Annotated in this window: 13 protein-coding genes; 9 read left to right on the top strand and 4 right to left on the bottom strand. The window is 68.1% G+C overall.

The genetic code is table 11. From position 1 onward, the window contains the following. Positions 1-41: 41 nt before the first annotated feature. Both BSF38_RS02725 and BSF38_RS02720 read left to right on the top strand, forming a co-directional pair. Positions 42-3,137, top strand: a complete 3,096-nt coding sequence (locus BSF38_RS02725) for an FAD-binding oxidoreductase (RefSeq protein WP_076343343.1) — start codon at positions 42-44, stop codon at positions 3,135-3,137. 452 nt (positions 3,138-3,589) lie between these two features. Further along, positions 3,590-6,385 (top strand): BamA/OMP85 family outer membrane protein, encoded by a 2,796-nt coding sequence (locus BSF38_RS02720; protein WP_237170717.1) that lies wholly within the window; start codon positions 3,590-3,592, stop codon positions 6,383-6,385. A 33-nt stretch (positions 6,386-6,418) separates the two neighbouring features. On the opposite strand, the gene BSF38_RS02715 is transcribed toward BSF38_RS02720, so the two are convergent. After that, positions 6,419-9,964 (bottom strand): carboxypeptidase-like regulatory domain-containing protein, encoded by a 3,546-nt coding sequence (locus BSF38_RS02715; RefSeq protein ID WP_076343342.1) that lies wholly within the window; start codon positions 9,962-9,964, stop codon positions 6,419-6,421. Positions 9,965-10,139: 175 nt separating this feature from the next. On the opposite strand from BSF38_RS02715, the gene BSF38_RS02710 reads away from it, so the two are divergent. The 3 genes from BSF38_RS02710 to BSF38_RS02700 all read left to right on the top strand — a co-directional run bounded on the left by BSF38_RS02710 (position 10,140) and on the right by BSF38_RS02700 (position 14,805). Further along, positions 10,140-12,773 carry a sigma-70 family RNA polymerase sigma factor gene (locus tag BSF38_RS02710; protein WP_145951941.1) on the top strand — a complete coding sequence of 878 codons (2,634 nt, stop codon included), beginning with the start codon at positions 10,140-10,142 and terminating at the stop codon, positions 12,771-12,773. Between the two features lie 178 nt (positions 12,774-12,951). Then, complete coding sequence (locus BSF38_RS02705) at positions 12,952-13,494, top strand: hypothetical protein (protein ID WP_076343340.1); 543 nt, start codon at positions 12,952-12,954, stop codon at positions 13,492-13,494. A 69-nt stretch (positions 13,495-13,563) separates the two neighbouring features. Continuing rightward, positions 13,564-14,805 carry an MFS transporter gene (locus tag BSF38_RS02700; RefSeq protein WP_076343339.1) on the top strand — a complete coding sequence of 414 codons (1,242 nt, stop codon included), beginning with the start codon at positions 13,564-13,566 and terminating at the stop codon, positions 14,803-14,805. 110 nt (positions 14,806-14,915) lie between these two features. Here the strand turns inward: BSF38_RS02700 and BSF38_RS32320 are convergent, their stop codons facing one another. Together BSF38_RS32320 and BSF38_RS02690 are read right to left on the bottom strand one after the other, a co-directional pair. After that, positions 14,916-15,098, bottom strand: a complete 183-nt coding sequence (locus BSF38_RS32320; RefSeq protein WP_250637957.1) for an endonuclease domain-containing protein — start codon at positions 15,096-15,098, stop codon at positions 14,916-14,918. Between the two features lie 383 nt (positions 15,099-15,481). After that, on the bottom strand, positions 15,482-17,890 hold the full coding sequence (locus tag BSF38_RS02690) for a glycosyltransferase family 39 protein (RefSeq protein ID WP_076343338.1): 2,409 nt from the start codon (positions 17,888-17,890) through the stop codon (positions 15,482-15,484). A gap of 159 nt (positions 17,891-18,049) precedes the next feature. Between BSF38_RS02690 and BSF38_RS02685 the strand changes: the two genes are divergently transcribed. Next, complete coding sequence (locus BSF38_RS02685) at positions 18,050-18,550, top strand: DinB family protein (RefSeq protein ID WP_076343337.1); 501 nt, start codon at positions 18,050-18,052, stop codon at positions 18,548-18,550. Here BSF38_RS02685 and BSF38_RS02680 read toward each other — a convergent pair. Further along, positions 18,523-19,929 (bottom strand): CehA/McbA family metallohydrolase domain-containing protein, encoded by a 1,407-nt coding sequence (locus BSF38_RS02680; RefSeq protein ID WP_076343336.1) that lies wholly within the window; start codon positions 19,927-19,929, stop codon positions 18,523-18,525. The two genes, BSF38_RS02685 and BSF38_RS02680, sit on opposite strands and share 28 nt — an antisense overlap. 220 nt (positions 19,930-20,149) lie before the next feature. On the opposite strand from BSF38_RS02680, the gene BSF38_RS02675 reads away from it, so the two are divergent. From BSF38_RS02675 to BSF38_RS02665, 3 genes are all read left to right on the top strand, one after another. Next, on the top strand, positions 20,150-20,785 hold the full coding sequence (locus tag BSF38_RS02675) for a hypothetical protein (protein ID WP_145951940.1): 636 nt from the start codon (positions 20,150-20,152) through the stop codon (positions 20,783-20,785). A 163-nt stretch (positions 20,786-20,948) separates the two neighbouring features. Further along, positions 20,949-24,353, top strand: a complete 3,405-nt coding sequence (locus BSF38_RS02670; RefSeq protein ID WP_076343334.1) for a WD40 repeat domain-containing serine/threonine protein kinase — start codon at positions 20,949-20,951, stop codon at positions 24,351-24,353. 376 nt (positions 24,354-24,729) lie between these two features. After that, positions 24,730-25,095: a hypothetical protein gene (locus BSF38_RS02665; protein WP_145951939.1), complete on the top strand. Its 366-nt coding sequence runs from the start codon at positions 24,730-24,732 to the stop codon at positions 25,093-25,095. Positions 25,096-25,378 lie beyond the last annotated feature (283 nt).

Below are 25,378 nucleotides of genomic sequence, written 5' to 3'. Positions count from 1 at the left end.
ACGAGCCGCGTCTCCCTTCCGGCAGAGGTCGAACCGCCACCGTGGACGAGCAACGAGCCCGGATCAATGACGATTTGAGGGGCGTCGTCGCCGGGGAGCTGCTTTTCGAGCCCCTGGATCGGGCCTCGTACGCGCTGGGGGCCGGTCCCCACGAGATCGACCCGCTCGGCGTGGTCGTCCCGCGGACCTCGGAAGACGTGGTGACGATCGTCCGCTACGCGTCGGAGAACGGCATCCCGCTGCACGCGCGAGGCGCCGCCACCGACCCGGCCGGCGGCGCGATCGGCCCGGGCCTGGTGATCGATTTCAGCCGCCACCTCCGTAAGATCGTGGCGATCGCCGACGATCACGTCGTGGCCGAGGCGGGGGTGGTCTTCGATGTCCTCAACGCCCGGCTGGCTCCCCTGGGTAGACGGCTCGAACCGTCGCCGCTGCACCCCGAGGCCGCCACGCTCGGCGGGATGATCGGCGTCGACACCGCGGGGGAACGGTCGTGCCTGTACGGACCGGTCAGCCGGCAGGTCGAACGACTGCGCGTCGTCTTCGCCCAGGGGGAGACGGCCGAGCTGGGCTTCGAGGCCTGGCCCGACTTCGACGACGAGCCGGCCGATTTCAAGGAATTGATCGTCCGCAAGCTGCAGGCGATCCATCGCCACGGCCGGGCCCGCTGGGCCGACCGGGGCGAGACGTCGCCCCTGAACCGCGCCGGCTACGCCCTGGCGGCCTCGGCGAACGACCGGGGGATCGACCTGGCCCGCCTGATCTGCGGCTCGGAAGGGACGCTCGCCCTGGTGCTCCAGGCGACGCTGCGAACGACGCCCCTGCCGGCCGCCCAGGCGGTGGTGATCCTGCCGTTCGTGCGGCTGGCCGACGCGGCCGGCTGCGTGCCGTACTTGATCGCCGGCGACCTGAAACCGTCGGCCTGCGATCTGTTCGATTGGCGGTCGGCGAGCCTGGCCCGCGACGTCGACCCGTTGTTCCGCGAGCACGTCGGCGACTCGGTCGAGTCGGTCATGCTGGTGGAGTTCGAGGGCGACTCGGCCGCCGAGGTGGACGGCAAGGCCCGGCTGTTGATCGAGAAGGCCTACCGAACCGGCCTGATGATCGCCGACGCCGCGACGGTCCACCGCCGGGCCGATTGCGAGCGGCTGGTCACGCTGCGGCGGCGGATCGAGCCTCTCTTGATGCGCGGCCGCGGCCGAGCGCGGCCGGTTCCGATCGTCGACGACGTCGCCGTCCCGGTCGAACGGCTCAGCCCGGTGATCCGCAAGCTCCAGGATCTGCTCAAGCGGTACGAACTCTCCTGGACGCTCGACGTCTACGCGGCCGACGGGCGGATTCGGATGCGGCCGCTCCTCGACCTCGCCGATCCCGACGACCGGACCAAGATCGAAGGGCTCGCCGGCGAATTCTACGACGTCGTGCTCGAAGCCGGCGGCACGATTTCGAGCGCCCAGGGCTGCGGTCTGCTGCGGACCCAGTTCCTCCCCCGGCAGTACGGCGAACTCGTCCAGGTCTTCCGCGACGTCAAGGACGTGTTCGACCCGGCCTACCTGCTCAACCCCGGCAAGGTGGTCGGCGACGACCCTCGGCTGGCCGCCAAGAACCTCAAGCGGTTCCCCGACATCCCCCGCGACCCCGACGGCGATCTTGGCTCGCTCGTCGGTTCGAGCCTGGGTTCCGGCTCCGGTTCGGGCTTCATCCGGATTCCCGAGGCGTACGACAGCCGGGAGACGTCGGTCGTACGGGCTTCGGATGGTGACGCGCCCGAGGCCGGCGGCTCGGCTCCGTCGTCGATCCTGATGCCGCCGGTCCTGCGATGGCCGGAGATCGACGTGCTGAGCATGGCCTCGGCCTGCAACGGCTGCGGCGCCTGCCGAAGCAGCGACCCGACGCTGCGGATGTGCCCGAGCTTTCGGGCGCACGGGACCGAGGCGGCGTCGCCGCGATCGCAGGCGAACCTGCTGCGCCAGGTCGCCTCGGGCCAGGTCGACCCCCGGCTCTGGGGATCGGCCGAATTCATGGCGCACGCCGACCTCTGCATCCACTGCAAGCTCTGCAAGTCGGAATGCCCGTCCGGCGTCGACGTGTCGAGCCTGATCCTCGAAGCCAAGGCGGCGTTCGTCGAGAACCACGGTCTGCCACCGCACGACTGGATCTTTTCAAGGCTCGAAATGTGGGCGCGGCTGGCCAGCCGGCTGCCGATCCTCTCGAACTTCCTGATGTCGCGGCGGAGCGCCCGCTGGGTGCTCGAACGGGCGCTCGGCCTCTCGCGACGGCGCGTCCTGCCGCAGGTCCGCCGCACCCCCTACACGCGCCGCGCGGCCAAGCTGGGTCTCAACCGCCCTCGACCCTCGCAGCCGGGGCCCCGCGTGATCTACTTCGTGGACGTCTACGCCAACTACTACGACCATGAGCTGGCCGAGTCGGTCGTCGGCGTGCTCCACCAGGCCGAGGTCAACGTCTACGTGCCGACCGGCCAGCGCAGCTCGGGCATGGCGCCGCTGATCGTCGGCGACGTCGACCACGCGCGCGATCTCGCCCTCCGAAACCTCCGGGTGCTGGGCAACGCCGTCCGCGACGGCTACACGGTGGTTTGCTCCGAGCCCACGGCGGCCCTCATGCTCCGCCAGGAGTACGTCAAGCTGACCGACGACCTCGACGCCGAGCTGGTCGCCCGCAACACCATGGACCTGGGCGAGTACCTGATGGGCCTCGACGCGCGCGGCCATCTTCCGACGCCTCATGAGCCGGTGCGGGCGCGCGTCGGCTACCACCAGCCGTGCCACCTCCGGGCGCTCGACGTCGGCCTCCCCGGCTTCGACCTGCTCCACAAGATCCCCGACCTGGACGTCGAGTACATCAACCGGGGGTGCTCGGGCATGGGAGGCACCTACGGCCTGGGCACGCGGCAGTTCCGCGCCTCGCTCCGCGCCGGCCGCGAGCTGCACAAGCGGCTCAAGGACGACGACATCGAGATCGGCTCGACCGAGTGCGGCGCCTGCCGGATCCAGATGGAGCAGGGGATCGCCAAGAGGACCCTCCATCCGATCAAGCTCCTGAGCCTCGGCTACGGACTCAACCCGTCGCTCCGCGAGCACTTCAAGGCCCCCAAGCCGCGCCACGTCATGTCCTGACCGCGATCGGGCTTGGGCTTGGGGCGTTGCGGGATTCGGCCCTTCCGGCCTTGCGTCGTCGGAACAACTTGAGTAAAACTCCCCCGTTCGTCACGTCTTTGCACGGCGACGCGCGGAAGCCGAATGCGGGCTGCGACCAGGATGGACGCGGTCCGAGTCCTTTTCCCGGCCCCGCTGAACACGTCGCAGGTTTCTCCAGAAGGAGGGAGCGGTCGTCGCCCCCTCGCATCCGACTGGGATGATCGGCCAATCCTGATCGCCGCCTCGACCTCCCGGAACGTCGGGAAGACGGGCGCAAGTCGAACCAAGCCCGAGACCGCCGCGCCGCGACGGTCGACGGACGAACGAACGACTCGCGGATCGTCGGGCGGCTCTAGATCGGTTCGGGTCAGGAACGATCGCTCATGACATGTAACGAATTCAAACGCCTTCCGGCGCCAAGGACGGGACCGGTGGAGCAAAGACTCATTGATGCCGAGCGCTCGACCTCGGTCGCGAGCCGAGCGACCGCCGCGGCCGCCGCGCGGTCGATGAGGCTGATGCTCACGGCGACGGTCTTCCTGGCTCTTGCGCCGGTCGCGGCCAACGCCCAGCGGGGCGACAAGCTCCCCGAGGGCGTCGTGACCGAGGTGCGGATCGAAGGCAACGCGAGCATCCCGGCCGCGAAGATCCGCGCCAAGCTGTTGAGCAAGGTCAACCACCCGCTCGACCAGCAGCTCGTCGAGACCGACATGCACAGCCTGATGGGGACGAAGTGGTTCTCGGACGTCGCGCCGTACACCGAGGAATCGCCCCCCAAGAGCGGCAAGTACATCCTGATCTTCAAGGTCCGCGAGATGCCGATCCTCCGCGTCGTCGAGCTGCGCGGCCGGTCGAAGATCTCGCAGAAGGAGATCGAGGAGAACACCGGGCTGAAGGTCGGCAACCGCGCCGACCCCACCCGCACCAGGCTCGCGATCAGCCAGATCGAGCGGCTCTACCAGGAAAAGGGCTTCGAGCTGGCGGAGGTCAGGCTGATCGAGGGGGGCGAGGTCGGCGACACCAAGGTCGTCATCCAGATCTTCGAGGGGCCGAAGTACAAGATCGCCAGCATCGACTTCAAGGGCAACACCTTCGCCACCGACTCCCAGCTCTGGGGCAAGATCTCCAGTCGCAAACCGATCATCATGTCGTTCGGCGGCAAGTACCACCGCGATATGCTTGAGGAAGACAAGCGCAAGCTCGTCGAGTACTTCCAGTCGCAGGGCTTCTTCGAGGTCACGATCACGCCGGTCACACGCCCGGGCGCGAGCATCGGCGACGTCAACTTGACCTTCGTGATCTCCGAGGGGGTCCGGTACAAGGTCCGCGACCTGATCTTCGAGGGCAACAAGCAGATCAAAACCAAGGAGCTACGCGAGGGGCTGCAACTGCACTCGGGCAAGCCGTTCCTCGAGGCCGTCCGCGAATCCGACCGCAATCGCCTGCTGACCCGCTACTTCGAGTTGGGTTGCATCAAGACGCAGATCGTCACCGAGCCCCGGTTCACCAACGAGCAGGGGGTCGTCGACCTCGTCTACAAGATCGAGGAGAGCGAGGCGTTCCTGCTCGGCGACCTGATCATCCGCGGCAACTCGCGGACCAGGGACAAGGTCATCCGTCGCGAGGCGATGATGGCCGGCCTGCTGCCCGGCGAAGTCCTCGACAAGAACCGGATCGAGACCTTCCAGAAGCGGCTCTACGGCACGGGGTACTTCCAGACGAACCCCGAACTGGGCAAGCCGATCGAGGTCAAGATCGTCAACGAGCGGCCAGGCGACAAGCCGTACAACGACCTGATGATCCCGCTGCTCGGCGAGATGAGCCGGGCGCGGATGCAGGACGACGATTCGGGCGTCGAGTTGGTCCCCGCCCCCGAGCCGATCGCGCCGCGAGGCGCGCCGCCGACCGTCTCCGACCCGGGTCCTTCCGGCCTGACGCCGTTCGGATCGAGCAACCTGTTCAGCCCGCCCCCCAACGCCGCGCCGTCGGTCGCCGTCCCCTCGCCGGTCCCCGTCCCCGGCGCGGCCCCCTCGCGGCGAGGCGCGGTCGCGAACACGCCTCCGGTCGGCTCGGGCGAGCCCCCGGGAACCTTTCCGAGCGTCCCCGGCCTGAACATGACCGACGTCGGCCCCGACCGCAACGACCCGTTCCCGAACCGGTCGTTCGCCGACATCGTGACCTCGCTCGAAGAGGCCCCCACCGGCCGGTTCATGGTCGGCATGGCGGCCAGCAGCTTTCAGGGGCTGTTCGGCAACGTGACGATCTATGAGAAGAACTTCGACCTCTTCAACGTCCCGCGGTCGTTCAACGACATCTTCAACGGCACCGCCTTCCGCGGCGCCGGCCAGGAGTTCCGCGTCGACCTCCAGCCGGGCACCCTGATCAACCGGTTCCAGGTCAGCCTCCGCGAGCCGTACCTGTTCGACCTCCCCATCGGAGCCGGCGTCGCCGGCTACTACTTCTCGCGTTTCTACCCCAACTGGGACGAGCGTCGCGGCGGCGGCCGGTTCTCGTTGGGCCGGCAGTTCGGCACCAGCACTTACGCCGACGTCGCGGTCCGAGCCGAGTCGGTCAACTTCTTCGGGTTCAAGACGCCGGCCCCCGCGCAGTACCTGGCGGCCAGCGGCGAATCGTCGCTCTTCTCGGTGCGGCCGAGTCTTCGCTTCGACAACCGCAACAGCCCGTTCCAGGCGACCAAGGGCCAGTACGCCGAGTTCTCCTTCGAGCAAGGCTGGGGAACGTACACCTGGTCGAAGTTCGACGCCGAGGGGCGGGCCTACTTCGAGACCGGCAGCCGGCCCGACGGCACCGGCAAGCGGTTCATCACCGCCCGCGGCCACTTCGGAATCACGACCCAATCGACGCCCGTCTACGAGCGGTTCTTCGCCGGTAACTTCGGCAGTCTTCGCGGCTTCCAGTACCGCACCGTCAGCCCCAAAGCCCTGGGCGTGCCGGTCGGCGGCGTGTTGATGGCCGTCGGCTCGCTTGAATACCAGTTCCCCTGGACCGCCAGCGACACCGTCCAGCAGGTCGTCTTCACCGACTTCGGCACCGTCGAGGGGGACTACAGCTTCAACAAGGTCCGCGTCTCGGTGGGCACCGGTCTGCGGCTCAAGATCCCCCAGATGGGCCCGGTCCCGCTCGGCTTCGACCTCGCCTTCCCGATCTCATACGCCAACGGCGACGCCCTGCGTTACTTCAACTTCAGCATGAGCGCCATGTACTGAGATTCGATCGATCGCCCCACCCATCTTCCCATCTTAAGGGCCTTCGATTCGACCCATCCCTCGGTCGTCGAGAACTTCAAGCCAGTCATCGCCCCCGATGGGCATGAACGGCTCGCGGAGGCGAAGCCTGGGGGGCAGGCCGAGGACCTCGGCCAGGGCGACCCGAGCCTCGGCCTTGCTGTGGTGGCGGAAGTTGGGGAAGCCGGCCTGCCGTCCGTCCAACGGCGGCGGGTCTTCGGGCAGAGCATCGAGCAAGGCGCGGGCGGCCCGGGCGTCGAACGCCCCCGCGGCCCGGAAGATCGCGGGACCTTCGTTGCCCAGCCCACAGGGCTCGTCGTCCAGGGCGGCGAGTCGGGCGGCCACCGGCGCAAACACGACCTCGGCCGCCGCCCGGTCGTACCGCGACGTCAACGCCGCCAGCTCGGCCAGGTCGAGGTAGCGCTGGCGGACGTCAGGAAGCACGGGCGACAACTCGCGGTCCGGCAGCGGCGGGCGACGCGACAGGGCGAGCCACAAACAGCTTGGTGCCCGGTCGGGATCGAGTCGGACGGCCAGCGGCACCAGACGGGCCAGCACGACGGCCGGGGCCGGTTGGGCCGCCTGGATTTGGTCGAGCTTCCCGAGCTTTTCGACCGACTCGAATAAAAGCTCACGGGCCGCGCGCGGGTCGGAATCGGCCAGCGCTCGGGCCGCGAACGCCGGCAAGACCGCCGCGAGCATCGCGTCGCCCCCCTCGGCCGCCAGGGCGCGGGCCGCCGGCAGGTCCTTCGCGACCATCCGGGCGCAGACGGCGCGCCGGGCGGACCATCGATTGTTTTCCTGGATCACGCCGAGGAGTCGGCGGGCCTCGGCCGGGTTGGCCGCCGCGATCCGCTTGGCGATCGCGGCCCGGGTCATGTCGAGTACGCCGGGAGGCTTGGCCTGGCCGTCCAGAAGCTTCAAGGCGGCGGCAAGGTCGACCCGCGCCAGGGCCGACGCCAGGTCGTCGAGGGGGTCGGGGACGAGTTGCTGGCCAGGTCTTGCCGCGACCGTCTGGGCCTCCCGAGCCAGGGCCGAGCCGCGGTCGACGTCGCCGATGTCGAGCCGTCGGTCGGCGGCGCGAGCGAGCAGGCTCGCCTCCTGGCCGGGCTCGCCGACATCGTGGGCGCGGCGTTCAGCCCGATCGAGGAGTTCGCGACGGAACGCGGGTCGGGCCGACCTCCCCAGGCGGTCGAACAGGCCCAAGGCCGCGTGCGACGCCGTGGCGGGGGAATCGATCGCGTCGAGGATTTCGAGGACCTTCCGAGGGTCGCCCTCGGACCGGCCGATCGCCAGGGCCGTGAGCACGCCCGCATCGACCGCGACGACCTGATTCTCGATCATCTCGACCATCCGGTCGGGATCGACGAGGGCGGCCACGGCGAGCGGCCCCCGTTGCGAATCTCCTCCGCCGCCAGGCGCCTTCCGGGCCTGGGCGATCAGGTCGCGGGCGATCGCGCGCTCCTCGTCGCGAGCGACCGGCGAGCCGGCCGAGCCGAGCAGGGCCGCCGGGGGCTCGTCGAGGCGACGGAGGACGAACTCGATCGCCCGCGCTTCCGGCTCGACCCGCCGGCCGAGGAAGCGGTATCCCTCCCTTGCAACGAACAGGAACGCCGGCGCGTCGGGGACCTTGGCGACCCGGAACCGGCCGTCGGCGTCGGTCACGCCTCGCGTCCTCCTGGGTCCATCCCCCGATTGGAAGACCTCGGCGCCGACGACCGGCTTGCCGGTCGAGTCGACCACCCAACCAGCCGCCTCGCGCACGCCGATCGACCTGCGGAGCACCAGGTCGGGGACCTCGACCGCCTGCCCGACGAGCCATCGCGACATCGACGGCTCGCATCTCGACGCCTGGGCCTCGATGCGGTACTCATGCTTGACCGGAAGCTGGGCCGGCGTCTTGTATCGGCCGTCGGGGCCGGTCCGGACCTCCTCCGATTCGCCGAACATGAACGGGCTGCCCGAGTTGAACCCCTGGACGGGCGCGCGGATCATGACCCGGATCTGGGCGTCGGCCAGGGGCCGGCCGTCGGGGCCGAGCACCCGGCCGGAGAGGGCCAGGGTCGGCCGCTTCCGGAGGCGGATCGTGGTCGGCTCCCCCTCGTCGACCTTGGGGACGACCGACGAGTCCGACTCGGTGGTCCACCCCGACGACGCCGTGACGGTGACCCGGGCGTTCGGAGGGATGCTTCCCAGGACGAATTCGCCTCGCGCGTCGGTCTCGGCGTGGATCGTGCTGGTGGTGTTGAAACCGTTCTCGTCAAGGCTCCAGGAGCCCGAGACGGCGGCCCACGGGGACGGCTCGCCCGCCTCGTCGACCACCCGTCCCCGGACGTGCGCCGCCTTCCGGAGCGGGGGCGGCGCGCATTCATGCCGCTCCTCGCCCTCCTTGACCTCGAAGTCCACCCAGTTCTGGACGCGCGGCGGCAGGAAGTAATCCTTCGGCACCTCGATGTAGGTCAACCGGGTCGTTCCGGGTGGGATGACGGCCGAGATGCGGCCCCGCGCGTCGGTGACGGGCGAAGCTCCCGACTGGGAGTTCCCCTGGAGGGGCGTGACGACGACCTGGACCCCCGCGACCGGCGCCCCGCCGGACTCCTCCTTGACGACCCCCTCGATCCGGACGCCCCGGCGGACGGCGATCTCCACCTCTTCCGTCTCGCCCGCCCGGACCGTCCCGCCCGGTTGCTTCGCTAGGAGATAGTTCGAGCCCTCGGGGGGTTTGGCGTCCCAGGTGATTCGGCCGGTGGCCAGCGGCGGGAAGTCGATCCGGCCGTCGTCGCCGGTCGTTTCACGAGCCCAGTGGGTCGTGGGACCTTGATAACCCGCATCGGTCGGATGCGATGAGGCGGTGATTATCCAGCCCTTGAGGACCTTGGGATCGTCGGCGACGATCCGGACCTTGAGCCGGCCGAGCGGACGGAGCGTGAGGGTCCCGTCGTCGGGGTCGAGCGGCAGGTACTGGACTATCTGTCCCTCGACCGTCACGTCAAGCAACTCGACGTCGACCGGCGCGAAGCCGTCGAGCGTCGCCCGGCCGTCGGCGTCGGTCGTCGCGCCAAGGCGGTCGAGCAGCTTGTCCGGCGGTCGCGGGGCCTTGATCCTCAGATAGACAGGTCGGACGCTCGCCCCCTTGGCGGGCTTGCCGTCGGGGTTGAGCACCCGGACCGGGGTCGAGGCCGGCGGCCCGAGCACAAGGCGGACCGGCTCGTCGGCCGCCGGCAGGTCTCCCTTGAATTCGAGGTGGGCGATGCGGCCGCCCGGCTTGTAGGCCCAGAGTGTCGGCGACCAAGATCGGCCCCGGCCCACGAGATCGGCCGCGCGTTCGAGCCGGAACCGGCCGTTCTCGTCGGTCTTCGCGGTCGCCAGGACCTCGGACCCCTTGCGGGTCGCGATCGTGTCGCCGAGCCAGACCGTCGCCCCGGCGACCGGCCGGCCGGCGGCGTCCTCCACCGTTCCCGACAGCGGGATCGTCATTCCCAGCGCGACACAGGCCAAGGAGATCAGCATCGCCATCGTCCACCCCCACGCCCAGGTGATCGGCCAGGGAGGTCCATCCATGAATCCGCCCGCCTCTTCCGATCGTACCCCCCGCGCCGGGCTGGAAAAAGGGACCGCCTGCTCGAACGACCCGTGATCAACGAAGCGGTCGTCGATTCCAAAGAAAAAATGGAACTTTCACCCCCCGCGCATCCCTTACCATGACGGGAGCGGTCATGTAGGGGAGGTGAAACTCGTGCCATTGAATCGGAATCACGCCGCCGCTAGCGCGTTGGGCGATCTCCTCCACACCGGCTCGTTCACCGCGCTGAGCGACGGGCAGTTGCTCGAACGATTCGCGACGCGGGCCCGCGAGGCGGGCGAGCCCGCTTTCGCCGCACTGGTCGCGCGGCACGGGCCGTTGGTCTGGCGCACCTGCCAGGCCGTCCTGCGCGACGACCACGACGCCCGCGACGCCTTCCAGGCCACGTTCCTCGTGTTGGTCCGCAGGGCCGGCTCGCTATGGGTCAGCGAATCGATCGGTCCCTGGCTCCATCGCGTCGCCTTTCGTACCGCGGTCCACGCCAAACGAGACAAGAACCGCCGCCGCGCGGTCGAGCGACAGGCGGCGGAGCGGACGCCAGCGTGGACCGTCCCGAGCATTTCGGACGACCTCTCGCTGGCGATCCACCAGGAGGTCGAACGGCTCCCGGATCGCCATCGCATCCCCCTCGTCCTCTGCGACCTCGAAGGACGTTCTTACGAGGAAGCGGCGCGACACCTGGGATGCCCCGTGGGGACGGTCAAGAGCCGGCTGGCGCGCGGACGGGCGCACCTACAAGACCGGCTGATACGCCGTGGGATCACCCCCTCGTCGGCTCAGCAGACGCTGATCATGATCGGAGCGCCGACGTCCGTCTCCCTGCCTCCCGCTCTGTTGGAGTCCACGGTCCGGGCCGCGGCGGCGTTCGCCGTCGGCCCCTTGCAAGCAGCCTGCGGCCTCTCTGCGTTGTCAATCACCCTGGCGGAAGGAGTGCTCAAAGTGATGCTGTTCTCCCGATTGAAGATGGACGCGGCGGTCCTGGCGACGATCATCGGCCTGTCCACGCTGGGGTGGCTCGCGCACGCGGCTCCAGACGACTCACCGCGCCCGGCGCCGGCCCCTCGGAACGTCGAGAAGAACACCAGCGCCCCCACCGTCGACCTTCAAGGGAACTGGATCGTCCGAGGGTATCCATCCGGCCAGGCCATGAGTTTGATCAAGATCGAGGGACGACGGGCCTCGGCCCGGGCGACGCTTCTCGCGATCCTCATGCCGGAGCATTACCACTTCGCGGAATCGACGATCGAGAACTTCCAGATCGATGACAAGGCGGTCCGATTCACCTTGAAGATCGCGGCGACGAGACCCATCGATGCAAGGGTCCTGAACGTCGTCGCGTATCTTCCCAAAGACCAAGCCGAGCCCAAGGTGCTTCGGGGTTCGATCGACTTCTCTCAACAAGGGCAGTTCCCGGCCATATTGGATCGGACCGACTTGAAGGAGCTAGATCCCAAGGAGGCGCTTGCCGCGGGCAACGACGAGCTGCGGCGATTCAATCAGACGAAAGACCGGGAAAAGCAGGTCGAAATCCTCAAGGAGATGCTGAAGAAGTACGCCGAGGAGCCGATGGCGCCGGTAGCAGGGTGGGCGCTGGCGATCACCCTGGCCGACGACAAGGCACCAACGGCTGAAGTACGCGCCGCGGTCGATCGCGCGATCGAGGTCGCAGCCCGTTACGGCCCCGAGATGGAAGTCGGTACGATCAACTTGATCGTCCGAAACCTCGTGGGGGCGGAGGACCTCGAAGACCTGACGCTCGAATACGCCCGCAAGGCCGAGGCGATGCTCCGTGCATCCTACCCCGTCGCCCTCCAGGAGAACGCCCTCCAAAACCTGGTCAACGTGCTGCCTAAGTCCAGGAAGATCGACGAAGCCGCGGCCCTGGCCGAGATCAAGACCGTGGAAGCGCGTCTCGCGAAGCTCGGCATCCCGGCCGCCGCCGAAACCCAACGCAAGCCTGGCGCCGTCCACTGGGCGAGGAACTTCGCAGCCGCCAGGAAAGAGGCCGCCAAGGCGGGCAAGCTGGTCATGGTCGATTTCTCGACCCAGACGTGCGGCTGGTGCAAGCGCCTCGACGCCGACGTCTTCCCGAAGCCGGCCGTCGTCGAAGCCATGCGGCGGTTCGTGCCAGTGAAGGTCGACGCCGAGGACGGCGAAGGTCGGCCGCTGGTCGAGCGATATCAGGCTCACATCCAGGGTTACCCGGCGATCCTCTTCCTCGACCCGGCGATTGAGGATGCGCACGACGGCCGCATCGTGGGCAAGATCCCGGGTTATACTCCACCGTTGGCCTTCGTCGAGCTTCTCAATGTGATCGCCGGCCTTCCGAGAGACCTTCCGAAACTGCGCGAACAGCTCAAGGCCCACGCGGACGACGACGAGACCGCGCGTCGACTGGCGACTTCATTGGCGATGCAAGGCGAGTTGATGGAGGCCGGCGAGCTGGCTGGCCGACCGCATGGCAAGGAGACCGACCCGACCGTGGACAGTTGGGCCTCGGTCTACAACACGATCGGCGACGAGTTACTGATCCGCCAGAAGCCGGCCGAAGCGGCCGAGTGGTACGACAAGGCGGGCCGAACCGCGAAGCGGCCCATCGACGTCTATCTCGCCAGGGTGGGCGTCGGGATGACCACCGCCTATCAAGGGAAGCCGGAGGAGGCCGTCAAGGAGCTGGAGGCGGCCGCGGGTGTGGTCGGAGTCTCTGGCGACGAACGAGAATTCGCCCAGACCCTCTTGAAAAGCCTGAAGGCCGACGTGAAAACACGGCCCTCCACTCCGAAGTGATCAAGCGCCGCGGGAACGATGGAAGGCCTTCAGGTTGTCAGAAAAGCACCCCAGGTGGACTGAGGAATCCGCCGGCCCGAGGGCTCTCCGGTTGCACGGGGCGGCGTGGTTTCCTTAGTCTATGGGAGTGCGCGACGACGGCTCGCGGTGGAAATCTACGACCGGCCACGGACAACCGATGATTCGCTACTTCCTGGTTCTGGCCGTCACCGGCTGCTCGCTCTTGCTCGCCGATTTCGCGATCGGGTTCCTCGCCGCGAGCGAACCGCGCGGGCCGGGCTCCGTCTGGCGCGGCGTGCACGTCCTGTTCTCGCTGCTCACCGTGCTGGTGATCCTGGGCGTCCACTCGATCGTCTACACCTACTTCATGGCCACGCTCAAATGGGCCAAGGAAGTCGCGCGAGTGTATCAGCTCCCCGACTGGCTGATCGCCCAGGCCACGCGGAACAAGCGGCGGGCGTTCCGGTTCATCATGGGAAGCATGACGGCCGTCGCCGTGACGGCCTGGCTGGGGGCGGCGGCCGACACCCGAGGGGGAAGCTACGGCGCGTGGCACCTCTGGGTCGCGAGCCTGACGTTGGCCTTCAACTTCGTCTCGTTCGTCGTCGAGTACCTCGGGATCGTCTCGCATCACCGGCTGCTCAGCGAGTTGAAGAACCAGGCCGACCGGATGCGCGAGGAGCGCTACGGCCCCGAAGTCGCCGCGCGGACCTCGCTCTGACCCTCCCTCTCTCTCTCGCCGAGAAACACACCCGCCTCGCATCCCTTCACCGGAGGAAGAAGCTCGCCGATGTCGCCGCTTGCGATTGTGATTCTGATCGTCCTGATCGACCTGCTCGGCTTCGCGCTGGTCATGCCGCTGCTCGGCCCGTTCGCCAAGCAGTACCTATTCGAGGGCTGGCAGCTCGGCCTCTTGTTCGCGGCCTTCCCGATCTGCCAGCTTATCGCCGGTCCGATCCTGGGCCGGCTCAGCGATCGTTACGGACGCCGTCCGCTGCTGGTCTTCAGCCAGGCGGGCACGGCGCTCTCGTTCCTGATCCTGGGCCTGTCGCGCAACTTCCGGGTCATGCTGCTGGGGCGGATGCTCGACGGCGCCTCCGGGGGGAACATCGTGGTGGCGCAGGCGTACGTGGCCGACGTCACGCCGCCGGAGCACCGGACGCGGAACATGGGGCTGATCGGCATGGCGTTCGGCGTCGGCTTCGTGCTCGGCCCGCTGCTCGGCGCCTTGCTCTCCGACCTGCCGATCGCCGCCGACTGGCGACTCCGACTGCCGTTCCTGGTCGCCGCCGCCTTCTCGACGCTGGCGTGGATCGTCGTCGTCTGGAAGCTTCCCGAGAGCATCCCCGCCGGCTCGGCCCCTCGACAGGCCGCGCGGGTGCTCAGCCGCCGAGGGATCGTCGACACGATTCAGCTCCCCGGCGTGGCGCAGCTGGTGGCGGTCGCCTTCCTGTCGGTCCTGGCCTGGGCGACGATGGAAGGGACCTTCGCGGTGTTCCTCCAGGATCGGATGAGCTGGTCGCCCAGCGCGATCGGCTTCGCGTTCGCCGGATCGGGCCTCGTCTCGGCCTTGGTGCAGGGGGGACTGATCCGTCCGCTGGTTCCCCGGTACGGCGAGATCCGGTTGATCCTCGTCGGCGTGATCCTGGCGGGGCTCGGCTTCGTCGGGGTCGCCGCGATGTCGGGCGCGAGCGCCTGGCCGCTGATCGGCGCGGTGGTGCTGTTCAGCGTGGGATCGGGCCTGGTCAGCCCCTCGATCAGCGGCCTCTTGTCGCGGATCACCCCCATGAGCGAGCAGGGCGCCGTCTTCGGCGCGCTGACCTCGACGCAGACCCTGGCCCGGATCATCAGCTACATGACCGGCAACATCCTGCTCGCCCGCGTCTCGCCGTCGGCGCCCTACTGGTTCGGAGCGGCGATCTACCTGGTCGCCTTGCTCGCCGCCGCGCGATTCGCCCCCGTCATCACGGCGGTTTTGAAGCGATCGCAGGAAATCCCCGCCGCGGAACTCGCGGTCGGCGAGGGGGCGTGAGCACGGCGCGGGCTGAAGTGGTCATTCCCTTGCGGGAGAAGGTGGCCGGAACGGCCGGATGAGGGGGGCGCGACGGCCGTCGCGCCATTCCCAAACCCGCTTGGCTGTGGTTACGACGGCCACCGTCTCGCCGACATCGAGGCGGTGATCGTTTCGATCACCGCCTCGATGTCGTCAAGTACATCGTCGTTGGCGATCCGGAGCACGCGGAACCCTTGGCCTTCGAGCCAGGACCGCCGAGCGGCGTCCTGTTCGAACCGATCGTCGTGGCTGCGGCCGTCGAGTTCGATCACGACCCGGCTTGTGAGATGCAGAAAATCGACGACATAATTCCCCAATCGGCACCTGACGCCGGAACTTCCGCCCGCCTATGCGACGGTCCCGAATTTCCCACCAGAGCCGCCGCTCCGGGGCTGTCATCTCTCGGCGCAGCCGTCGGGCTCGTCGGACCATCTCGGATTCACCGTCTCGCTCGCTCATGCGCCCCCCCGCAATCAAGAGCGCCCACTCGTGACGGCGACTCAAGACGACGGCCCCCATAGAGGACGATAGCACGAGAAACAGCCCATGGCGCGGCAGACGTGATGAACGCCCAGGACCTCGCGCCCCCCTCATCCGGCCGCTGCGCGGCCACCTTCTTCCGCGAGGGGAGACGGGAGAGAAGCCAACCGCCGGCTCAAAGGTCGCGATCGAGGAAGCCGCCGATCCACGAGGGGTCCGTGTAGCCGTACCGGGTCATGACCTGGACCACGGCGTCGCGATGGGCGGTCAGGATTTCGACGGCCTCGACGAGCGCTTCGGGGCGGGCGCTGAGAAGCTGGTCGAGCAGGTCCTGATTGGTCGCGTTGGTTCGCCCTCGCGAGTCGATCAAGAGCATGCGAAGCAGCCGATTGGCGTTCGGGTCGTCCTCCCCCTGCTTCCGCGAGGCCAGCCGACGAGCCGCCGCGAGAAATCCCTCGGGATCGTTCGCGGCCCAGTCGAGCGCCGCCGGGTTGACCGTCAGGCGGCTGGATTTCTGAAGCCCGTCACCCCAGAACCGCCGGAGAATCGGCGCGTATTTGCGCACCCATTCCGGCGCGGCGGGCGGATCGGGAGGGGCGGTGTCGGGGGCGTCGAGCAGCAGGCTCAGCGCCCAGGCGCGCGAGACCGCCACGGGATCGGCCACGCTGGCCAGCCGCACGCCGCCGACCTGCTTCGGCGCCAGCGCATACCAGGGCTTCATCGCAAACAGCAGTCGAGTGAAGGCCGACGCCTTGGAATCCTGGGTCAACAGCCAGGCGAAAGGGAAATGATCGCGACCGCGCCGGCCCAGCTCGACGTCGGGCCGGATGTGGCCGAGGCACTGAAGCTGATAGAACGTCGACGGGTTCGTCCGGGGGTTCAAGAAGTCGACCTCGGCGGCGGGAGGGAACTTCTGGTTCAGCTCCTCGATCACGCTCGGCGTGAAAGCGTCGTACCAGTAGGACGCCTCGAAACCACGGCGCCACGCGCCGGGCGTTCCTCCGATCAATTCATTGTAATACGAAAGCTCGTACGGATGAACCGTCGCCAGGGCGAACAGCGCCGGCGCAAGCACCAGCGAGGCGACGATCGGCCGGCTGACGGCGAGCCGCGCCTTCGTCATCCTCGACAAGCACGAGGCCGCCGCCATCGCCCCCCAGCCGGCGAAGGCCGACAGGAAGAAGAACGTCGGCAGGAACAGCCGGACGCCGTCGTGCGCGGGGGTCGGCAGCATCCGCAGCGCGGGGAGGGTCGCCATGTGGACCAGGAAGTACAGCGGGATACGGTCGGACCGCGTCCGCCCCAAGCCCCAGACGACCCCGACGGCGGCGGCGGCCAGAATGCTCACCGGCACGGTGATCGCCAGCAAGACCCAGCCGTTGTGCCACGGAAGGCTGTATTGGTACGTCTGGCCGAAATAGATGATGAGGATGTCCGGCAACGCCCCCTGGCGGTCGTTGCTCAATGTGTAGTAGTGGGTCATCCGAGTGAGCGTCTCGCGCCACCAGAGCGGGTTTCCTAGCCAGCCGACGACCGGCCCGAAGGCCAAAATCGCCGTGAGCGTCTCGAGCGCCGGCCGCTCCGCGCCCCAGACTCGATGACGCGGGAACAGCCTGCCGAGCAGCCGACGAACCAGCCAGACCGCCAGCGGCACGGCCAGGATCAAACCCGGCAAGTCGCTTTGCGGCCGGTGGATGAACAGGTTCGTCTGAGCCGGCGGCGGCATCTGCCGCTGGAGCGACTGGATTTCGTGAAATGCCAGAGCAAGCGGCAAGAGCATCAGGCCCATCGTCGCCGCGCCGTCGATCCAACCCGCTCGCCCCACCCGCTTCGAGAAGATCGCCGGCAGTGAAACGGCCGCCAGCCAGAGCAAAATCGGCAGCAGCACGCCGACGGCCGCCATCTTCTCAAGAAACGCAAGTCCCATCAGCACGCCGACCAGAACCCGCCATCGCCGGGCGTTCGGCTCGTAGAGCCCCTTCCAGAAGCACAGGGCCGTCGACGCCCAGAGCAAGAGCCCCGGGATGTCGGTATCCATCAGGTGCGCCTGGCCGTACAGCCTGGGCATCAACAGGAGCGAGCCCGCCATGACCAGCCCGACGCCCTGGCCGTACCGCCGCGACAGAAAATGAAAGCCGATCGTAATCGTCAGCGCGAACTCGATCACCGAGGCCATCCGGCGCGATGGGATGTCCTTCATCCAGGGGCCGAACACCGTGTGCGTCAACAGGTTGAGCTGTCCGGCAAGCGGCGGGTGGAAGTTGACGCCGAATCGCGCGTACGGCCAGTAATAGATCAAGGCGTCGGGATCGAGGATCTTCTGGACGTCGGACCACGACCGCGCCTTGGGCCATTGCTCCCACCACTGGGCCGAGAACACCTGGCTATGCCGGTACGCCGGCTCGTCCCAGGTCAGCCCCAGGTCGCCCGTCGTCGGGACGAGCGCCACGAGTGCGACGGCGAACACGATCGCCGTGGCCAGCCACCGGCGTTTCGGCGGCGAAACCAACTCGACGCCGCTCGCCGGTCCGACGACCGTCTCCGCGCTCGGCTGCTCTTCGACGGTCGGCTGACTCGCGTGCATCGCCAATCCCCTGGTCTCGTGTCTTCGTCTCACGAGTCATGATACCATCGGCCGCCAAAGTTTCTCGATCCCGGCCGGGGCGAACTCGGATCGATAGGTTCGTGTCCTCGATCGCGAACGTCGTGTCGCGGCTTCACAACCGAACCCTGGAGCAAAATGATGGCGAATTCCTTGATCGATCGCTTCCAACGCTGGTTCGACTACGAACGTGACGCCCATGCCAAGGTCCTGGCGTCGCTCGAAACCGTCCCCGAGGAACGCCGGTCCGATCCCGAATTCCGCCGGGCGCTGACGATTTTCGGACACGTCGTCGCGGCGCGTCGCGCGTGGCTCGGCAGGCTGGGGATGGCCCCACTTTTCAAGGGGCAGTTGTTCCCCGCCGAGGTCGAATTGAGCCAGCTCAAGGACGATTGCCGCGAGGTGGAAGCCCTCTGGGCCGACGCCTACGCCAAGCTCGACGACGACGACGCGCTCGACCGCGTCGTCGAGTATCAGAGCTTCGACGGCAACCGGTTCCGCAATACCGTCGAGGAGATCCTGACCCAGCTTTTCGGCCACTCGTGGTACCATCGCGGCCAGATCGCGATGCTCGTCCGCGCCTCGGGAGGCCAACCCGCCATGACCGACCTGATCTACTGGTGTCGCGAGCCCCTCACGTAGATCGGATTCACGTAGATCCACCCGCGCTCCTCGCCGCCAAGGTCGAGCCAGCCTTCGACCCGGTAGACGCCGGGCGCGGTCACCTCGTATTCGAGCGAGTCGCCCGACCGACTGACGACTTCCCGGCCGTCCTGGATCAGCCGGATCCGGCAGGCGACCGGGAACGACGCCGAGAGCTTGAGACCCGGCTTGAAGGCAACCTCGCCCCCCATCAAGACGGCCGGCTCGACGAGGCCGAACCGGAAGCCCCGCGGGTCGCACATCCAGTCGTGGCTCACGTAGGCGCGGCCCTCGCGAAGCGCCTCGCGGACGGCCGGCTCGGTCAGTTCGGGGGCGAAAACGTGCGTGCTCACGTTCTGGAACGAGCGGTGATAGGGATCGAGGTCGACCCGCGCGAGCACGTCGCCGGGCTTCCGACCTTTCGTCATGGCGCGGATTCCCGGGCGGAGCAGGGCTGAGAACTTCCGCATGTCTTCGTCCTTGTCGACGTTCGTCCCCACGCGCACCGAACCCTCGTCGATCATCTTCACGATCAGCACCTGGTTGTGATGGCAGTCGTTCGCGGCCACACCGGTCAGCCGCCGCTCCTTGGTCTCACGGTCCCACTTGGCGAGGTACTCGGCCGGATACTCGACATGGAAGGCGAACAGTTCCTCGGGATACCTGGCGAGGTCTTCCTCCAGCTCGCGCAGCGAATCGGGCGCAGTGACCTTCAGGATCAGCGCCAGCATGCCGGCGGCGTCGCGCTTGGCGTCGTAGTGGCGGTTGTAGATCTCCAGGCCCGTCAGCCCCTCCATCGAGTGGTCGGGCCGCTCCTCGATGTGCGACAGGAAGATCAGGCCGCCGTCGGATGTCACCGCCGAGACGAAGTCGGGCAGGGGGGCTTCCATCCGAGCCATCACCGACTTCATCGGATAGGCCAGGAACCCCCGAACCTCCGAGCCCGGCACGAACAGCACGCCCTCGCGCAGGCCCCGCCAGCTATCTTTCACGAAGTCGCGGGGCGGGCGGTAATGGTCGCTCAGCAAGACGGCGTCGACCCCGGCGCGCTTCGCCTCGGCAAGGATCTCGGGACGCGTGCCGCCGGTGTGGGCCGAGTCTTCGGCGTGCGCGTGCAGGATGGCGCGGTAGTCGTGGAATCCGGAGGGCGGATCGAGCGTCCGCCTCCCCTTCGCGATCCGCGCGACGGCCTCATGCGCGGCCGCCAACCGCCGCCGGCTGAGACGCTCCCGCGACGTGACCTTCGGGGCCGCGTCGGGCTTCTTCGGCTCCTCGGCCGCCCCCCCCCGACCCGTCGTCGTCAAGACGACCGCCAACACCGCCCGCGCGGCGAACGTCGAAGCAACTCCACGTCGCGGCATGAACATCGTGATTCCCATGGATGCGATCCAGGTCTCCCAGACGGTCGGGGCGTCCTTACCGAGGGAACCGATTCTCAGGGTCCGACCCGGCGAATTCAAGCTTCCCCAGATCCAGAGCCGACGAAGGGGCGGAAAACTTTTTCCGTACTATTCTTTTTTTTCAACCAAACCCCATGTATTCTATTCATTCTGTGCAATCCACCTGTTCGCCCCAAGTCGTCCACGCCGAGGAGCACCCATGAGACTTCGAGGTCCGGTCATCGCCTGCATGCTGGTCGGTCTAGGAGTATCGAGCGAGCGAGCTGTTGCGAATGGAATCATCGTCGTCCCGGTGGTCGCGTATTATCCGGTGCTGAGGACCGGAATCGTCCAGCAGGCGCCGGCGAGCGCCCCGGTTTACAAGGGGCATCTCCACCGGCTCTGCAAGCCGGGGGCGGCGCCGGTGTACACGACGGCGACGTACTATGAACTGGCGCCGACGCTCACGAAGATCGTCATCCCCAATCCCACCCGGCCCTGTTATACGCCGCCTCCGACGCCCACTCCCCAATCGCTCCCCGCGCCGGCTCCGCAATCGCCCCACGATCACGCGACGCCCTCGGCGCAGGCTCCCACGGCGGGAGAGTCCAAGGGCTGCGGCAAATGCTGGCCGCTTTGCTTCATGGTTGAGAAGGAACTGCGGTGCATGTGCTGCGTCCACTACACCCGGCATGTGGCGGCGGGAACCGCCGAGGCGATCGACCTCGCGAACCAGGCCAACGCTCAGCAGGTCCCTTATCTGTTCGGCGATCATCCTTACGTGGCCGCCGCGATCGCCGACGCAGTCGAGGCGCCCGATCCGATCAAACCGACTCCTCCCCCAGCAAAGCCGTGATCCAGCCCCGACGCCTCCCGCTGTCGGAAGATTCCCTTTTTCATTGCTCGCGTTGAAACCGCCTACTACTATGAATGCATCGGCCACATGAACCATGTGGCCGAGCGGAACCAGGAAGAGGAGGAGGACGCAAGGGCGAAGACCCTGTTGAGGAGCGTGCGTCATGGAAGAGGGTTTCACCGGCGACGGCGAGTCCGCGATCCATGGACGCCCTCCAGAGGCCGCCCTGCGCGACAATGCGGAGTCGGCCCCGTCCGGGGTCGCCAAGCCCCCTCCTGACGCCATCGAGAAGGTTCGAGAGTCGACGGAACCGCTCGATCTGGGCGGCTCCGCCTTGTTGCGCGCGCTCCACGCCTTGGATTCGACCGAGGTCGATCCCTCGGCGGCTTCGCCCGTCGACCCCGAGGTGGAAGGGCTCGCCGAGACGATCGCCGACGGTAACACCGTCGACCCCTTGGCGAACGCGCTGGCCGCCGATGCCGGATCGGACACGTCGACGCAGTGGTCGGAGTGCGACGACGGCGACGGCCTCTCGCGACTCGCGATCCGCGGCCGGGTCGCCCCCGGCTCGATGGTCGGCCATTGCGAGATCCTCGAACAGATCGGCCGGGGAGGCATGGGCGAAGTCTACCGCGCCCGCCAGCGGACGATGAAGGTCGATCGGCTCGTCGCGCTGAAGCTGATCCGGGCGAACCTGTCGGCCGATGCCAGGGCCCCCGATTCACCGTCCGCCCTGGCTCGGTTCCACGTCGAGATGATGGCCGCCGCCCGGCTCCAGCACGACCACATCGTGCCGGTCTACGAGGTCGGCGAACATGACGGCTCTCCGTACTATACGATGCTCCTGGTCGACGGTCCGAGCCTGGCCGAGCGGCTCAGACTGGACCCGATGTCGGGGCCCGAGGCGGCCGCTCTGCTAGAGCCGATCGCCCGCGCGGTGGGGCTCGCCCACTCCCAGGGCATCGTTCACCGGGACGTCAAGCCCAGCAACATCATCATCGACTCGCGGGGCAAGCCCTACCTGAGCGACTTCGGCCTGGCCAAGCCGCTCGAACAATCGCTCACGCTCACGAAGACCGACGCGCTGCTGGGCTCGCCCCCCTACATGTCGCCCGAGCAGGCCCGCGACTCGTCGCAGGTGGGGCCGGCAAGCGACGTCTACAGCCTGGGCGCGACGTTCTACGAGATGCTCACCGGCCGGCCGCCGTTCCAGGCTTCCGACCCGATCGAGACGATGCGGCAGGTGATCGACGAGTTCCCGGTCCCGCCGCAACGGCTCAACCGGGCCGTCCCTCGCGACCTCGAAACCATCTGCCTGCGATGCCTGGAGAAAGATCCCGGCCGGCGGTACGGCACGGCCGACGCGCTGGCCGACGAGTTGAAGCGGTTTCGCGAGGGCGAGCCGATCGTCACCCGGCCGCTGTCGTCCTGGGGGCACGTGGCCCGCTGGACTCGACGCCGACCCGCGACGGCCGGACTGGTCGCGGCGGTCGTCCTCTCCCTCCTGTTCGTGCTCGCCGACACGACCTACCATCTCCAGCAGGCCCGCAAGACCCTCGCCGAGCTGGAATTCCGCGCCTACCGCGACAGCCTGGTGATGATCTCGGGCGCGATCGACGCCGGGCGGATGCCCGACGCCGAACGCCGGCTCGAAGAATGCCCGGAGAAGCTGCGGGGTTGGGAATGGCGGTTCCTGAACCGGCTCTGCCATCGCAAGAGCACGGTCCTGAACAGTTCGCGGGGGTCGATTTACGGCGTCGCCTTTCGACCCGGAGGAGGGGCCCTGGCCGCGGGAGGCCGGCGCGGAACGCTGGGAGTCTGGGACGTCGGCTCGGATGCGAAGGCGCTGGATCTGCCCGGAGTCCCGGCCGAAACGACGATCCGCGCGGTCGACTGGTCGCAGACCGCCGACGGCCGCGAGCGGATCGCCGCGGGGTGCAGCGACGGTCTCGTCCGGATCTGGATGAAGACCGACCCCGCCGGCGGCTGGGAGCCGCCACGTGAACTGCGAGGGCACGACGGAGCCGTCGACGCCCTGGCCTTCACGGCCGACGGCCGGCGGCTGGCCACGACCGGCGACGACGGCCGAATCCAGGTCTGGGAGGTCGCTGGCGCGAACGATCAACCCGCTTGGAACTTGAAGTCCATCGGAACGTCGATCCTCGGCGTGTCGTTCGGCCCCTGGAACGACCGGCTGGTCTCGGTGGGCGAAGATCAGGTCGTCCGCGTCTGGCGGCTCGGCCCGAAGGGGACGGCGACGCACCTCGATCTGGGAAGCACGCGCGACGTCTCGCTCGGCGTGGCCGTCTCCCACGGCGGCCGACTGATCGCCGCCGCCGGCGCAGAGGGCCGGGTGACGATCTGGAGCCCCGACGCCCCGGGGATTCTCAAGGAGTTGACCGCGCATTTCGAAGGCGTGAACGCCCTGGCGTTCAGTCCCGACGATCAACGCCTGGCTACCGCCGGAGCGGACCGCGCGGTCAAACTCTGGGACACCGAGTCGTGGACCACCGTGCTGGCTCGAACCAGCCACGACGATCAGGTGGAAGCGCTGGCGTTCAGCGCCGACGGTCAGCGACTGGCCTCGGCGGCGGCCGACGGCTCGATCGTGATCTGGGACGCTCGGCCCTGGGTGCAAGCCGCCATTCTCCCGCCTCGAACGCTTTTGGGGCACGTGGGATCGGTCTCCGCCCTGGCCGTGCGGGGCGACGGCCGCCAGATCGCGACGGCGGGCGCCGACGCCGTCGTCCGGCTCTGGGACGCGGCGACCGGCCGGCTGACCGACACTCTCGTCGGTCACGTCAACAAGGTCAACGCCCTGGCCTACAGCCCCGACGACCGATTGCTGGCCTCGGCGGGAAGGGACGGCGCCGTCCGGATCTGGCGACTTTGCCGCCCGGAGGACGCGACGACCAAGCCCGACGTCCGGCTCCTGGGATACCACCGGGAGCGCTGCATCGCCCTGGCGTTCAGCCCCGACGGCCGGCTGCTGGCCACCGGGGGCGCCGACCGCGTGATCCGCCTCTGGGACGCCGTCGGCTCGCGGCCGCCGGTCGCCTGGTCGGCGGCCGACGAAGTCTACTGCCTGGCGTTCAGCCCCGACGGCCGGCTGCTGGCCACCGCCGGCGCCGACGACGACGGCGCGATCACTCTCTGGGAGCTGAATCCCGTCGGCGAGCGCCGTGAACGTCGGCTGCTGGGCCACCAACGCCAGATCAACTCCCTGGCGTTCAGCCCCGACGGCCGCTGCCTGGCCTCGGTCAGCCACGACTGGACCGGGCGAATCTGGGACCTCAAAACCGGCCGATCCGTGGTGCTGCGCGGCCACCTGAGCCGGCTCTGGGGCGTCGCGGTCAGCGACGACGGCCAGGTGGTGGCGACCGCCGGCGGCGACTGGTCGATCCGCATCTGGGACCGGGAAACCGGCGAACAGCAGGCGGCCCTTCTCGGCCACCAGGGCCGCGTCCGCGCCGTGGCCTTCGACCCCCAAGGACGCTACGTCGCTTCGACCGGCGACGACGGCGAAGTCCGCATCTGGGACGCCTCGCGATGGCGCGGCCGCCGCTGATCGACCCGTCGAAACATCCCTATCCCCTTGCCCGATTGCGACATCGGATCTGCCTACCGCCTCGCCCCCCCCGACCGCCTCCCGACGAAACAACGGCGCATGCTTGCCACTCCCGTCGATCCAGCGTGTACACCTTCTCACAACACAGACATCCCAGGCCGACTTACCTATTTAACGATAAAAGCGAACGCAATGAGATTGCCGGGGGACTACTCAAGCTTTTCCGGGAAAGTTGACCTTGGGGGTTGGCATTTCGCGCCCGATTATTTACCCTACTTTACGGTGATGCCCAGGATTTACCTGGTCCCAATGCATGGTCGATCGACGGTTCCAAAGAATCAAGATCGGCAGACTCAATCTTTCGGAGAGTTCACACATGAAGCGGCACCTGATGACCCTGGCTTTCAGCGCTCTGGTCGGGTCTTTCCTCTTGGTCAACAGCGCCGAGGCGTGCCACAAGTCGAAGAAGGTCGCCTGTGCGGCCCCGGCTCCGGTTTGCGCTCCGGCCCCGGTTTGCGCCCCGGCCCCGGTCGTCGCCGAGTGCGCGGCCCCGGCCAAGAAGCATTGCTTCGCGCTCAAGAACCCCCTCAAGGGCAAGCACTTGAGCTTCGGCCACGGCCACAAGAAGGCCGCCTGTGAGCCCGCCCCGGCTCCTTGCGGCGAAGTCGTCTACTCGGCCGCCCCCGCCCCGGTCTTCGCCGCTCCGGTCTACGCCGCCCCCCAGGCCTCGGCCCAGAACTGAGCAACCCCCCATTGCAACGCCCAAACCCAGCAACGCACATCCTATCCGTGCGTCAGGGTGACGGTTTGCCCGTGATACATGCGGCCGGGTGTGAAGCGATCTCTCGCCTCACACCCGGTTCGTTTTTTGGCTCACGTCGGGCCGCGAGCCGCCATTTCAAGCTAGTCGCCCCACCCCATCAAGAGGGCTCTGGGTCGTGCCGCGAGCGGCCTCCCAATACGAACCATCATGACGCCGTGGCGACCCCCGGCCTCATGAAAGTGCCCCGGGTCCGAATACAAGC

Origin of the sequence: Paludisphaera borealis, from assembly GCF_001956985.1 — a bacterium.
Lineage (GTDB): Bacteria > Planctomycetota > Planctomycetia > Isosphaerales > Isosphaeraceae > Paludisphaera > Paludisphaera borealis.
This window is presented reverse-complemented; position numbering and strand designations above follow the sequence as displayed.

Bases quoted from the DNA above. Each gene is read 5' to 3' on its own strand.
- BSF38_RS02715 (WP_076343342.1), bottom strand. From the start codon at position 9,964: ATGGATGGACCTCCCTGGCCGATCACCTGGGCGTGGGGGTGGACGATG.
- BSF38_RS02705 (WP_076343340.1), top strand. From the start codon at position 12,952: ATGATTCGCTACTTCCTGGTTCTGGCCGTCACCGGCTGCTCGCTCTTG.
- BSF38_RS02700 (WP_076343339.1), top strand. From the start codon at position 13,564: ATGTCGCCGCTTGCGATTGTGATTCTGATCGTCCTGATCGACCTGCTC.
- BSF38_RS02690 (WP_076343338.1), bottom strand. From the start codon at position 17,890: ATGCACGCGAGTCAGCCGACCGTCGAAGAGCAGCCGAGCGCGGAGACG.
- BSF38_RS02685 (WP_076343337.1), top strand. From the start codon at position 18,050: ATGGCGAATTCCTTGATCGATCGCTTCCAACGCTGGTTCGACTACGAA.
- BSF38_RS02680 (WP_076343336.1), bottom strand. From the start codon at position 19,929: ATGGGAATCACGATGTTCATGCCGCGACGTGGAGTTGCTTCGACGTTC.
- BSF38_RS02675 (WP_145951940.1), top strand. From the start codon at position 20,150: ATGAGACTTCGAGGTCCGGTCATCGCCTGCATGCTGGTCGGTCTAGGA.
- BSF38_RS02670 (WP_076343334.1), top strand. From the start codon at position 20,949: ATGGAAGAGGGTTTCACCGGCGACGGCGAGTCCGCGATCCATGGACGC.
- BSF38_RS02665 (WP_145951939.1), top strand. From the start codon at position 24,730: ATGAAGCGGCACCTGATGACCCTGGCTTTCAGCGCTCTGGTCGGGTCT.